Here is a 12668-nt window from a genome sequence, read left to right as displayed (position 1 = left end):
TCACAACCTAACATAGATCGAAATATAGCCAATATAAAAAATAAATCAAGTCGACCTAAGTGATAAAAGCAGCAATCGAGTTGCAGAATTTTCGATGATATTGCATTTTTTTAACGAAATTATGAAAGTTAAAGGGCTTGTAATGCTTTAACTGATTCATTTACATCATAATATTTACAAGTGCTCAAAAGCAGAACTTGTAAATATTGAAGAAAAATGCAACAAATTGTTTAAATCTTTTCCAGTAAAACAGCCGATTCAACATGATGGGTGTATGGGAATTGATCAAACAGTGCAAATTTCGTCACTTTATGGCTTTGACACAAGGTTTTTAAATTGTCATGCAAAGTGTCAGGGTTGCACGAAATATAAATAATACGTTTAAAACGCTGTAGGAGTTTTAAGGTGTCATCGTCAATTCCTGCGCGTGGCGGATCGACAAAGACCGTATCAAAATCATAACTTGAAAGATCAATGTTCGCTTCTTGCAAACGGCGGAATTCACGCTCACCGTTATAGGCTTGAGTGAACTCTTCAGCCGATAAGCGTGCCACTTGAATATTCTCAATCTGGTTTTGTTCAATATTCCACTGCGCTGCATATACCGAAGATTTAGCCAGTTCTGTGGCAAGTACACGACGGAAACGAGTCGATAGCGGCAGGGTAAAGTTACCATTACCACAATAAAGTTCTAATAAATCTTGCTCAGAATGTTCGGCAACCGTACATGCCCATTCCAGCATTTTTTGGCAAACTTGCGCGTTTGGCTGGGTAAAGCTGCTTTCAATTTGCTTATAGGTATAAGTGCGCTCAAAAACCTGTAATTGTTCAACTACATACTCATCGGATAGCACGAATTTTTGCCCACGGCTGCGTCCAATCAGTTTAATGTTTAATGCTTTGCTCAAAGCTTGGGCTGCAGGCTCCCAATCAGATTCAAGTTTGCGGTGATAAAGCAGTGAAACCAACATTTCGCCACTTAAAGTCGCTAAAAAATGCACTTCAAATAAACGAGCCGATAATACGGGATCGGCTTTCAGGGCGGCTAACAGCTTTGGCATTAATAAGTTAATGCTGCGGTCTGCAATCGGAAACTCATCTACACGAATAACTTTTTTCTGCTTATCTTCACTGCGTTCAAACATGGCATAAAACAGATCATCTTCAATATGCCAAATTCGGAACTCTGCCCGCATACGGTAGTTGTGTTCTGGTGAGGCAAATACTTGCAAGGCAGGCGGGTTATATTCGGCAAATTGGGCAGAAATACGGGCAACTTTTGCATCAAGTTGTTGCTGATAAGATGAGGTCATATGCAGTAAACATCACAAACACAGAGAAAGAGCGATGGTAACAAAGTTTTAAAGAGATACCTAAAACTATTATGAAAATGATGCAATCCTGCAAGATGTCAAAATAGCCTAAGCATGTTGATGACATCTTACAAGTGGAAAAATTTAGATACTGTAATTACTTTAAACTTGATGTAATTGATCGAACAATTGCTGCATGCCCTCAGTGGCAGTTTTGGAAATCCGTTGAAATTGAGCAGGAAGTTGGGCTTGCATGGCTTTTTGGTCAATATAATAAGCCTGACAATTTGCAGGAATTTCGTGTACTAATCCAGCAACAGGGTACACCACCAAACTTGTACCAATCACAATAAAAATATCGGCATCTTGAATCAAATCCAGTGCTTCTTCATAGGCAGGAACTGCTTCGCCAAACCAGACCACATGCGGACGTAAAGGATAGCCTTGTGGGCAAAGATCCTGTTGCAAGTTCAGCGAGTCACCTTCAATTGGAAAAAATTCTGTCGTGTATTGTGCATGAGGCCCTGAGCTTTTGGCTAAACGAATATTGCCGTGTAAATGCAAAACTTCTGAACTGCCTGCACGTTCATGCAAATCATCAATATTTTGGGTGATCACTTGTACATCAAAATCATCTTCAAGTTCAGCAATTAAGCGATGCGCCAAGTTAGGCTGCGCATTAAGAATGTTTTTACGACGTTCATTATAAAAGCGTTGGACTAATTCAGGATTCCTTGCCCATGCTTCAGGACTTGCGACATCCTCCACGCGATGTTTTTCCCATAAGCCATCACCATCTCTAAAGGTGTTGATTCCACTTTCTGCGCTCATACCTGCACCCGAAAAAACCACTAATTTACGCATGTTTTATTCTCTTGATGGATGGTTAGATTTGAGTATAAGTGCCGAAAATAGAAACACAAATCTACAGCTCATTTTTTCAGAATTTTAAGTATCTAAATATGTGAAAGTTTAGTGCTGTCTATAACTTTGCTGAATAATTGAATCAAAGTTCACTTTTTATTGCTTGTTATTTCATTTTAATGATAGAACATAAAGTAAAGTAGTATGACGCTGCAAAATCAAATATTGATGAACCAGAACCTATAATAATGTGCAGAGGATGCCATGTCACAACACAATCCATCGCCAAATCACACGCCTGCAACTCACAGTAAAAAAGTGAAATTTGATTGGAAAGATCCTTTTTTGCTTGAACAGCAATTGACTGAAACCGAACGTATGATTCGTGATAGTGCCTATGCTTATTGTCAGGAAAAATTACTGCCGCGGGTACGTGATCAGTTTAGACATGAAACGGTAGATCGCAGCATCTTCCGTGAAATGGGTGAGCTTGGTTTGTTAGGCTCAACCATACCTGAACAATATGGCGGTGCAGGTTTAAATTATGTGAGTTATGGGCTAATTTCACGTGAAATTGAACGGGTCGATTCAGGTTATCGTTCAATGGCAAGTGTGCAAAGTTCATTGGTGATGGTGCCAATTTATGAGTTTGGCAGTGAAGCACAAAAACAAAAATATTTACCCAAACTCGCTTCGGGTGAATGGATCGGATGTTTTGGTCTGACTGAACCTGATTTTGGCTCCGACCCTGGCAGTATGAACAGCAGAGCACATAAAGTTGCAGGCGGTTATCGTTTACACGGTGCGAAAATGTGGATTACCAATAGTCCAATTGCCGATGTATTTGTGGTGTGGGCAAAAGAAGTTTCGGCAGATGGGCAGCTGGGTGATATTCGCGGTTTTATTTTAGAAAAAGGTTGGGATGGACTTTCTGCGCCAATCATTCAGGGCAAGGTTGGTCTACGCGCATCAATCACAGGTGAAATTGTCATGGACAATGTTTTTGTGCATGAAGAAAATATGTTACCTGAAGTGCGTGGTTTAAAAGGGCCGTTCACTTGTTTAAATAGTGCACGTTATGGCATTGCTTGGGGTGCTATGGGTGCGGCTGAGTTTTGTTGGCATACTGCGCATCAATATACGATGGATCGGATTCAGTTCGGACGTCCTTTGGCGGCCAATCAGCTCATTCAAAAGAAACTTGCCGATATGCAAACCGAAATCGCGCTGGGTTTACAAATTGCTTTACGTTTTGGTCGTATGAAAGATGAGGGTATTGCTTCACTCGAAGGTACTTCGCTGATTAAACGCAACAACTGTGGCAAGGCCTTAGAGATTGCTCGTATGGCGCGCGATATGCTTGGTGGGAATGGTATCAGTGATGAATATGGCGTGGCGCGGCATTTGGTCAATTTGGAAGTCGTGAATACCTATGAAGGGACGCACGATGTGCATGCGCTAATTTTAGGTCGTGCGCAAACGGGTATCGCGGCTTTTGCCAATTAAATCTAGATCTAAACTAAATCTAGGTCTAATGATGCTACGGTGGAAAATATTGCAAACCACATTTTCCACCGTTTTACTTTAGCTGTTTAGTTTTAAAAATTGGCTAATTTCCTGATTAAATTTCAACGGTTCGGTCAGTAAAGGAGTATGCCCAGATTGGTGAAATATGACTTGTTTCGCATTCGGCATAGCTTCTACCACTTGACGTTGTCCTTCTGCCGCATACAAGGTCGATTGTGCGCCTGTAAAAAAGACTGTCGGACAACCCAGTTGAGTTAAAGCCTCACGATAATCTTCCTGATGGTGTAAATAATTGTCGATATACCAGCGTAAATAATCTAAACGCTGTGTAGGTAAAATATAGCGTTGTAAAACAGGACGTTTGACGGCCAGTTTAAATAAAAACGGACTGATTTTATTGCTGGCTTGTAATTCTATAAATTCTAGCCAAAGTTCGACTAAGTTTTTACGCTGCAACACATCCATTTGTTGAATATCAGTATATTGCGCGTGATCATGTAAAAACTCGGACAGATGAATCAATAACTGTTTAAATTGTTGATGTTGATTGCCAAATAAGCCATAAGGCCAGTTTTCATCTACCCCAATTTTTGGTGCTTGGTCAATTTGTAAATAACTGCTTAAATGCGCAGCCAATTGTCCATATTGCATGCCATGCATGGCAGTGGTTGCCCCCATGGAATAGCCAATCAGTTTAAATTGTTGCAGGTTCTGTTGTTGAAGCAGACTGTTTAAATCTTGCCAATGGCTCGAAATAGCATCCAGTTCTGGAACGGCACACAGGTTTGAACCCCCAAAACCACGCCAGTCTGGAATAATGAAGCGATACTGCTTTTTATGTTGATATAGAAACGGCAACCATTGCCAACTGTGCATGCCCAAACCTGAAAGTACAACCACAGGCTCACCTTGACCAAATTCACGTACAAATAGGGCTTCGCCATCGGGCATGCGGTAAAAAGGCATCAGCATTTCCTTGCATGGTTGTGGTTAAAGATGCGTTATTCTTTATAGCATAGCCTGATCATTTCTGTATGGTGATTGGCTTTAATTTAATAATTCAAAGGATTACTCATCATTCCAAAAATCTGCATTTAATGTGAGTTATCAGCATCAAACTTTTTCAGTTCAGGAATCACATTTTCTAGCCATTCAATCCAGCCAATTTCCTGATCTATCCCTAGCTGCAAAATCATTTTATGAATATACAGGGTACGGTTGTTCGCAGGTGCTTGGCTAAAGTCTTTGGCAAAAATCTGTTGATAGGTGTGCAACTTGGCTTTGTGAAGCAGCAAATGTCGTTCTAGTTCGGGTAAGACGCTGTTGCCGCCAAGTTGGGCTTCGGCACGTAAACGTACCATAAGTTCTTCGCGTAATTGTGCAGGCGGGCTTTGCTCGACCATCCAGTTTGCCAGTTCATGCCGCCCCAAAGCTTCTACCTGATAGGTTTTGCTACGACTGCTAGAATCTTCATCTTCTAAGGTTGAAATCCAACCTTTTTTCAGCATGGTATTTAGTTCGCGATAAATTTGTTGATGGGTCGCATTCCAGAAAAACCCCATAGAGCGGTCAAAACGGCGTGCCAATTCAATACCGTTACTGGGTTTTTCAATTAAACTGGTCAATAAAACGTGAGCGAGCGACATAAACAGAGCAACTTTATTTTTTTCAGCTTTAATTATGCAACATGTTGCATAAAAATTAAATCTAGAATATAAAAGTATGCAACAAGTTGCATTAAGCATAAAACAGCCAGCATTTTTGCCAGCAGGGAGATTCTATGTCTGACTATCCACATTTACTTGCGCCTTTAGATTTAGGCTTTACCACTTTAAAAAATCGGGTCTTAATGGGTTCAATGCACGTTGGACTAGAAGAAGCACCGGGTGGATACGAACGTATGGCGGCTTTTTATGCAGAGCGTGCCAAAGGTGGCGTTGGGCTGATTGTAACAGGTGGTATTTCACCGAATGATGCAGGCTTAACCTTTGCGGGCGGCAATAAACTTGATACTCGTCAAGAAGCAGAAAAACATAAAGTGGTGACTCAGGCTGTGCATGATGCAGGCGGCAAAATTGCTTTACAGATTTTACATACGGGACGTTATTCCTATCAGCCCGATATTGTCGCACCGTCAGCAATTCAGGCACCGATTAACCCAAGTAAACCACATGCACTAACATCGGCAGAAGTACAGCAAACCATTGCCGACTTTGTGAATTGTGCCAAATTGGCACAATACGCAGGCTATGATGGTGTCGAAATCATGGGTTCGGAAGGCTATTTAATTAATGAGTTTATTGTTGCGCGTACCAACCATCGTGATGATGAATGGGGCGGCAGTTATGAAAACCGTATTCGTTTCCCAATTGAAATTGTTAAACGTACCCGTGCAGAAGTGGGTGAAAACTTTATTATTATTTACCGCTTGTCGATGTTGGATTTAGTCGAAGGCGGTTCGAGTTTTGAAGAAGTGGTGCAATTGGCACAAGCGATTGAAAAAGCAGGTGCAACCATTATCAATACAGGGATTGGCTGGCATGAAGCACGTATCCCAACCATTGCTACCAAAGTCCCTCGCGCAGCTTTTACATGGGTGACAGAGAAATTAAAAGGTTTGGTTAAAGTGCCACTGATCACTTCAAACCGTATTAACACCCCTGAAATGGCTGAGCATGTTTTGGCTGCAGGACATGCCGATATGGTATCGATGGCACGTCCAATGTTGGCAGATGCTTTCTTTGTGCAAAAAGCAGAGCAAGGTCGCAGTGATGAAATCAACACATGTATTGGTTGTAACCAAGCTTGTTTAGACCATATTTTCTCAATGAAGATTGCTTCATGTTTGGTCAATCCACGTGCTTGCCATGAAACAGAACTCATTTTTAAAGAAGCAACACAGACTAAAAAAATTGCGGTGATTGGTGCAGGGCCTGCAGGTTTGAGCTTTGCAACCTATGCTGCAGAACGTGGGCATCAGGTGACGATTTTTGAAGCATCGAATCAAATTGGTGGGCAGTTTAATATTGCTAAAACCATTCCTGGTAAAGAAGAGTTTTACGAAACTTTGCGCTATTTCAAACGCCAAATTGAGCTGCAACCGAATATTAAATTGGTATTGAATCATACGGCTAGTTTTGAACAATTGCTCAATGCTGACTTCGATGATGTGGTTGTGGCAACAGGTGTAACCCCGCGTCAATTGGATATCGCAGGTATTAATCACCCTAAAGTGCTGAGCTATATTGAGGTATTAAAAGAGCGTAAGCCTGTAGGTCAACGTGTTGCGATTATTGGCGCTGGTGGTATTGGTTTTGATACTGCAGAATATTTAAGCCATGAAGGTGAAAGTGGTAGTCTAAATCCTGAAAAATTCTACGATGAATGGGGAATTGATACCAATTATGCGCATGTCGGTGGTTTAAAAGCAGCAAAAGTTGAAGAATCGCCACGTGAAATTTATTTATTGCAACGTAAAGCATCATCCGTGGGTGCTGGCTTGGGTAAAACAACAGGCTGGATTCATCGTACAGGTTTAAAAAACCGTGACGTTAAAATGATTGCAGGGGCAAGTTATGACCTGATTGATGATCAAGGCTTGCACATCACCGTCAATGGTCAAAGTACAGTGCTCGAAGTTGATCATGTGGTGATTTGTGCAGGGCAAGAGTCTTACACCGCCATGTATGAGCAATTACAGGCAGCAGGCAAAAATGTGCATTTAATTGGTGGGGCGAAAGAAGCAGGCGAGTTAGATGCCAAACGTGCAATTCGTCAGGGTGCTGAATTGGCAGCGAAAATTTAATGTAATTCCTTCTCCCTCTCCTTTGGGAGGGGGCTGGGGAGAGAGTTAATAATCGCTTCTGCCCAGTGCAGCAGTGCTTCAGTCTCACTCAGGGACTCTGCATAGAAATGAAATATCAAAACAAAAAAAAGGAACTTAACATGACTTTGGAAACAACAAAATTAGCGGTACAGCGTTGGCATACAATGCTGCAAAACCATGATATGTCTATTTTGAGTGAATTGCTGGCAGATGATGTGGTGTTTCGTTCACCTGTAGCGTACCAACCTTATGCGGGTAAACAAGTGGTATTTTTTATTTTGACCAATGTAATTCAGGTCTTTGAAAACTTTACTTATCACCGTGAGTTTTATACTGAAGATGGTTGCAATGTTGTACTTGAATTTTCCGCCAATGTGGGAGATAAAAAACTTAAAGGAATTGATATGATTCAATTCAATACACAAGGACAAATTGTGGACTTTGAAGTGATGATTCGCCCGAAAAGTGGTTTAGAGGCATTGGCTGTGCAAATGGGACAACGTATGGCTGCCTTTATGCCAACCGAAAAATAAAATACCGCGTGTGTATGGCAATGAAGTTGTTTTATAGAAATCGGTTTCGGGTTGGCATGCTTGAAAGTGCATGTATTGCTTGGGAGTAAAATGATGTCTACATTACAAAAAATAGCGAAAATTACACAAGCGGTTTTAGATCAGGTCACAGGCGCAGATTTACCGACGTTGTATTATCATCCACATGGAGAAATCCGTCGGGTATTGGATTATTTACCACAGCTCAAAGAAAAATACCGTCCAACACCGTGGCTGTCCAATACACATGCGCATCTTTTATATTTTGATTTAATTAAAAAGAAAACCATTCGTCAGCAGTATGATCGGGTTGATCAACTCACTATGCAAGATGGCGGTATCACCGCAGTTGCTTGGGTGGGTTATGACTTACCTGCAGATACTCCCACAATTGTTTTAATGCATACCATTACAGGTTCTTTGGAAAGTATGCGTGAGTTGGTGCGCGATTTACATCAGCAGACACAGTGGCGTATTGCCTTATGTTTACGTCGTGGGCATGGCAATTTACCTATGCCTGTACCACAAATGAATCTGTTTGGTTCGACGCATGATTTGCGTGAACAAATAGTGTTTATTCAGCAACAATTTCCACAATCTGAATTATATGCTGTTGGTTCTTCCGCAGGGACAGGATTATTGGTGCGCTATTTGGGCGAAGAAGGCGAGCAAACCCCAATTAAAGCCGCGTTTGCACTGTGCCCAGGATATAACACTGAACTAGGCTTTCAGCATGTGCATCCTTTTTACAGTAAAGTGATGACCAAAAAATTATTCCAGTTTTTTATTCAGCCCCATCAGGACATTTGGCAAAACGTAAAATCTTTATCGCAAGTGTTAAGTGCGACTACATTGGCAGAGTTTGAAAAGGCGTATTTTGAATTGGCGGGTTTTGAAGATTATGACAGCTACACACAAGCCATTAACCCAATTTATGTGTTTGAGAATGTCAAAATTCCGCTTATGGTTTTAAATGCAGAAGATGACCCAGTGTGCCACATCAAAAACTTTGATCCTTATAAAGAAACCATACGGAAAATGCCAAATATTATGGTAGTGACGACCCGTAAAGGCAGTCATTGTGGTTTTTATGAAGGTGTCGGTTTTACTAAATCTTGGGCATCGCGTTTAATTTCTAATTATTTTAAAGTGCAATCGCAGTTGCTGCAGGCAAGTTAAAGTGAAGCGCACAAACCTATATAGAAATAGGTAGCTGTATTGCAAATGTATTCACGAGTTATCTCAGCGAAGACTCATCCAAATGAATAAAAAACCCAGTACACAATGACTGGGTTTTTTAACGTCAATTCAAATCTAAGATAAGAACTTACACCTTAAAACTGACTTTAACTTAAAGCTTAGTTTTAAGTGAGCACTTAGTTCTCAAGTGCTGGGGTTGCAGCAGCAATCGCAGCGGCAACAGCATCATCTTCAGATTGAGCACCTGTGTTATTGCTTGGACGTGCTTGAGTTGGTTTATCTTCTGCTACAGGAGCTGCCGCTTTCGGCGCAGGCGCAGGTGCAGCAGCTGGTTGTGCAGGTGTTTCACGACGGATTTCAGTTGTGGTGTTCGCTGTTTCAGTGCGCTCCACTTCTACCTGTGCAGGCGCTTCTGGTTCAGCATCTTGAATGTTTTCAACAGGTTCTAGTGGTTCAAATTGAGCAGTTTCAGTAGTTTGTTCAGTTTGAACCTCTACTTGTTCTTGCTCATCTTGCTTTGGCTGTTCTTTTTTTACACATGCAGTTAATAACAACGCCGTTGCAATTGCACCACAAATTAAAAGTTTCTTATTCATAATTGCACAAAATAAAAGATCGGATAGACGGACGTATTATAGCAATAAAATGACAGATGAAAATCCTCTCAAGAAGTTCTAATTTTTTATAGGAAATGCTGATAGAATAACCAATTGTTTATTGTTCTATGAATTGATGCGGAATGACTTTGCTTTATTGGTGCAGAGTAAAGTAAAATTGCGCAACATTGTAGGCCGATTTAGGCTCGATTGTACGAGAAACCCAATGACCCATTTTATTTTCGTGACTGGTGGTGTAGTTTCATCACTAGGTAAAGGTATTTCAGCTGCTTCAGTTGCTGCACTTTTAGAAGCCCGTGGTTTAAAAGTAACCATGGTCAAAATGGATCCATACATTAATGTCGATCCAGGGACAATGAGTCCTTTCCAACATGGTGAAGTTTTTGTCACAGAGGATGGTGCCGAAACTGACTTAGATTTGGGTTATTACGAACGTTTCTTGCGTCGTGCGAAAATGACCAAGTTAAATAACTTTACATCTGGTCGCGTGTATCAAGACGTTCTAAACAAAGAGCGCCGTGGTGATTACTTGGGCGGTACTGTTCAGGTGATTCCACACATTACCGATAATATTAAAGAACGTGTACTTCGCGCTGGCGAAGGCTACGATGTCGCAATCGTAGAAATTGGCGGTACAGTAGGCGACATTGAATCTCTCCCATTCATGGAATCTGTACGTCAATTGATGGTGGAATTAGGGCATAAGCGTACTATGCTCATGCACTTAACTTTATTGCCATATATCAAATCTGCGGCAGAGTTAAAAACCAAGCCAACTCAACACTCAGTTAAAGAATTGTTATCTATCGGTATTCAGCCAGATATTCTCATCTGCCGTACTGAACATGATGTTGATGCTGACACTACCCGTAAAATTGCGTTATTTACCAACGTAGAAGCACGTGCGGTTGTGGTATGTAAAGATGCCAAAACCATCTACCAAATTCCGCGTACATTCTATGAACAAGACGTTGATGATTTAATTTGTGAGCGTTTTGGCTTCAATGATCTTCCAGAAGCAGATTTATCTGATTGGGATAACGTAGTTGATGCATTATTGAACCCTGAATACAGCGTTCGTGTGGCGATGGTGGGTAAATATGTTGAACTGCCAGATGCCTATAAATCTGTAAACGAAGCATTATTGCATGCGGGTATTCAAAACCGCGTCAAAGTTGAAATTGACTATGTCAATGCAGAAGACCTTGAAAGCCAAGACGTTAATAGTGTGCTTAAAGATGCCGATGCAATTTTAGTTCCGGGCGGCTTTGGTGAGCGCGGTACCGAAGGTAAAATGCAAGCCATCAAATATGCACGTGAAAACGGTGTCCCATTCTTGGGAATCTGTTTGGGTATGCAATTGGCTGTGATTGAATATGCACGTAATGTGGCAGGTATTGCCGATGCAAGTTCAACAGAGTTTAACCGTTCGACTAAGTCGCCACTTATTGGTTTGATTACTGAATGGTTAGATGAGCGCGGCGAAGTTCAACAGCGTTCTGTCGATTCTGACTTGGGTGGCACTATGCGTTTAGGTGCACAAAAATCTGAATTAGTTGAAGGTACGAAAACTCGTGAAGTGTATGGTTCTGCAGAAATTGTAGAGCGCCATCGCCATCGCTATGAAATGAATAACCGTTATATCCCTGTGCTTGAAGAAGCAGGTCTTAAAATTTCGGGTTATTCACCAATTCAGCACTTGGTTGAAACTGTTGAAATTCCGCAACATCCTTGGTTTATTGCGGTACAATTCCACCCAGAATTTACCAGCTCGCCACGTGATGGACATCCATTGTTTGCTGGCTTTATTGGTGCAGCAAAACAACAGCATCAAAAAACCAAATAAGATGGCTTTAGGGATAAACTAGGAAGTTGAAATGTCACAATTAAAACCACAAGAAATTGTACGTTTGGGTGATATACAAATGGCGAACCAGTTGCCATTTGTATTGTTTGGCGGCATGAATGTCCTTGAGTCCAAAGACCTTGCTTTTGAAATTGCTGAAACCTATGTGGATATTTGCAAACGCTTAGATATCCCGTATGTGTTCAAAGCCAGTTTTGATAAAGCCAACCGTTCAAGCCTGAACTCGTTTCGTGGCCCAGGCTTGGAAAAAGGCATTGAGTGGCTGGCTGACATTAAAAAGCATTTTAATGTGCCAATTATCACCGATGTGCATGAGCCATATCAGGCTGCACCTGTGGCAGAAGTAGCTGACATTATTCAACTTCCTGCGTTTTTAAGTCGCCAGACCGATTTGGTTGAAGCAATGGCGAAAACCCAAGCCATTATCAACATTAAAAAAGCACAATTCCTTGCGCCACACGAAATGCGTCATATTTTGCATAAGTGTTTGGAAGCAGGGAATGACAAACTCATTCTTTGTGAGCGTGGTTCAGCATTTGGTTACAACAACTTGGTTGTGGATATGCTTGGCTTTGACATCATGAAAGAAATGAATGTTCCTGTGTTTTTTGATGTAACCCATGCTTTACAAACCCCTGGTGGTCGTGCAGATTCGGCAGGTGGTCGTCGTGCACAAATTACCACCTTGGCACGTGCAGGTATGGCAACTGGCTTGGCAGGTTTATTCCTAGAAGCACATCCTGAACCAGAGCAGGCAAAGTGTGATGGCCCATGTGCATTGCGTCTATCACAACTTGAGCCGTTCTTGGCACAGCTTAAAGAATTGGATACCTTGGTAAAAGGTTTCCAAAAGCTAGATACACACTAAATTAGATCCATATTAAATTATAGACTCATTGATGC

11 protein-coding genes are annotated in these 12668 nt (G+C 41.4%); 6 read left to right on the top strand and 5 right to left on the bottom strand.

Annotated elements, in window-relative coordinates; translation table 11 throughout:
• Window positions 1-230: 230 nt before the first annotated feature.
• Together trmA and AC07E5_RS05045 are read right to left on the bottom strand one after the other, a co-directional pair.
• Window positions 231-1313 carry a tRNA (uridine(54)-C5)-methyltransferase TrmA gene (gene trmA, locus AC07E5_RS05050; RefSeq protein WP_498624819.1) on the bottom strand — a complete coding sequence of 361 codons (1083 nt, stop codon included), beginning with the start codon at window positions 1311-1313 and terminating at the stop codon, window positions 231-233.
• 162 nt (window positions 1314-1475) lie between these two features.
• The gene (locus tag AC07E5_RS05045; RefSeq protein WP_498624817.1) at window positions 1476-2177 is read right to left on the bottom strand and encodes an SIR2 family NAD-dependent protein deacylase; all 702 of its coding nucleotides are present in this window, start codon (window positions 2175-2177) and stop codon (window positions 1476-1478) included.
• Window positions 2178-2441: 264 nt separating this feature from the next.
• Between AC07E5_RS05045 and AC07E5_RS05040 the strand changes: the two genes are divergently transcribed.
• A complete protein-coding gene (locus AC07E5_RS05040; protein ID WP_498624815.1) occupies window positions 2442-3683 on the top strand; it encodes an acyl-CoA dehydrogenase in 1242 nt (413 codons plus the stop codon).
• A 78-nt stretch (window positions 3684-3761) separates the two neighbouring features.
• On the opposite strand, the gene AC07E5_RS05035 is transcribed toward AC07E5_RS05040, so the two are convergent.
• Together AC07E5_RS05035 and AC07E5_RS05030 are read right to left on the bottom strand one after the other, a co-directional pair.
• Window positions 3762-4670, bottom strand: coding sequence for an alpha/beta fold hydrolase (locus AC07E5_RS05035; RefSeq protein WP_096900864.1), 909 nt, complete (start codon window positions 4668-4670; stop codon window positions 3762-3764).
• Between the two features lie 128 nt (window positions 4671-4798).
• Window positions 4799-5350: a PadR family transcriptional regulator gene (locus AC07E5_RS05030; protein ID WP_498624813.1), complete on the bottom strand. Its 552-nt coding sequence runs from the start codon at window positions 5348-5350 to the stop codon at window positions 4799-4801.
• A 134-nt stretch (window positions 5351-5484) separates the two neighbouring features.
• Between AC07E5_RS05030 and AC07E5_RS05025 the strand changes: the two genes are divergently transcribed.
• The 3 genes from AC07E5_RS05025 (at window position 5485) to AC07E5_RS05015 (ending at window position 9260) form a co-directional block, all read left to right on the top strand.
• A complete protein-coding gene (locus AC07E5_RS05025) occupies window positions 5485-7509 on the top strand; it encodes an NADPH-dependent 2,4-dienoyl-CoA reductase (RefSeq protein WP_004973335.1) in 2025 nt (674 codons plus the stop codon).
• Between the two features lie 140 nt (window positions 7510-7649).
• Complete coding sequence (locus AC07E5_RS05020) at window positions 7650-8063, top strand: nuclear transport factor 2 family protein (RefSeq protein WP_004973337.1); 414 nt, start codon at window positions 7650-7652, stop codon at window positions 8061-8063.
• A 90-nt stretch (window positions 8064-8153) separates the two neighbouring features.
• A complete protein-coding gene (locus tag AC07E5_RS05015; RefSeq protein ID WP_026438425.1) occupies window positions 8154-9260 on the top strand; it encodes a YheT family hydrolase in 1107 nt (368 codons plus the stop codon).
• Between the two features lie 197 nt (window positions 9261-9457).
• Here AC07E5_RS05015 and AC07E5_RS05010 read toward each other — a convergent pair whose 3' ends face one another.
• A complete protein-coding gene (locus AC07E5_RS05010) occupies window positions 9458-9877 on the bottom strand; it encodes a hypothetical protein (RefSeq protein ID WP_004973341.1) in 420 nt (139 codons plus the stop codon).
• A 226-nt stretch (window positions 9878-10103) separates the two neighbouring features.
• Here AC07E5_RS05010 and pyrG point away from each other — a divergent pair, with 226 nt between their 5' ends.
• Window positions 10104-11744 (top strand): CTP synthase, encoded by a 1641-nt coding sequence (gene pyrG, locus AC07E5_RS05005; RefSeq protein ID WP_179994180.1) that lies wholly within the window; start codon window positions 10104-10106, stop codon window positions 11742-11744.
• Window positions 11745-11775: 31 nt separating this feature from the next.
• Entirely contained in the window at window positions 11776-12633 is an 858-nt protein-coding gene (gene kdsA / locus AC07E5_RS05000; protein WP_498624810.1) for a 3-deoxy-8-phosphooctulonate synthase, read from the top strand.
• Window positions 12634-12668 lie beyond the last annotated feature (35 nt).

This window comes from Acinetobacter seohaensis (genome assembly GCF_056431365.1).
Note: the sequence above shows the minus strand (reverse complement) of the source record. Positions and strands in the feature narration are given on the sequence as shown.

Excerpts from the sequence above, each read along its gene's own strand:
- trmA (WP_498624819.1), bottom strand. The coding sequence starts at position 1,313 with ATGACCTCATCTTATCAGCAACAACTTGATGCAAAAGTTGCCCGTATT.
- AC07E5_RS05045 (WP_498624817.1), bottom strand. The coding sequence starts at position 2,177 with ATGCGTAAATTAGTGGTTTTTTCGGGTGCAGGTATGAGCGCAGAAAGT.
- AC07E5_RS05040 (WP_498624815.1), top strand. The coding sequence starts at position 2,442 with ATGTCACAACACAATCCATCGCCAAATCACACGCCTGCAACTCACAGT.
- AC07E5_RS05035 (WP_096900864.1), bottom strand. The coding sequence starts at position 4,670 with ATGCCTTTTTACCGCATGCCCGATGGCGAAGCCCTATTTGTACGTGAA.
- AC07E5_RS05030 (WP_498624813.1), bottom strand. The coding sequence starts at position 5,350 with ATGTCGCTCGCTCACGTTTTATTGACCAGTTTAATTGAAAAACCCAGT.
- AC07E5_RS05025 (WP_004973335.1), top strand. The coding sequence starts at position 5,485 with ATGTCTGACTATCCACATTTACTTGCGCCTTTAGATTTAGGCTTTACC.
- AC07E5_RS05020 (WP_004973337.1), top strand. The coding sequence starts at position 7,650 with ATGACTTTGGAAACAACAAAATTAGCGGTACAGCGTTGGCATACAATG.
- AC07E5_RS05015 (WP_026438425.1), top strand. The coding sequence starts at position 8,154 with ATGATGTCTACATTACAAAAAATAGCGAAAATTACACAAGCGGTTTTA.
- AC07E5_RS05010 (WP_004973341.1), bottom strand. The coding sequence starts at position 9,877 with ATGAATAAGAAACTTTTAATTTGTGGTGCAATTGCAACGGCGTTGTTA.
- pyrG (WP_179994180.1), top strand. The coding sequence starts at position 10,104 with ATGACCCATTTTATTTTCGTGACTGGTGGTGTAGTTTCATCACTAGGT.
- kdsA (WP_498624810.1), top strand. The coding sequence starts at position 11,776 with ATGTCACAATTAAAACCACAAGAAATTGTACGTTTGGGTGATATACAA.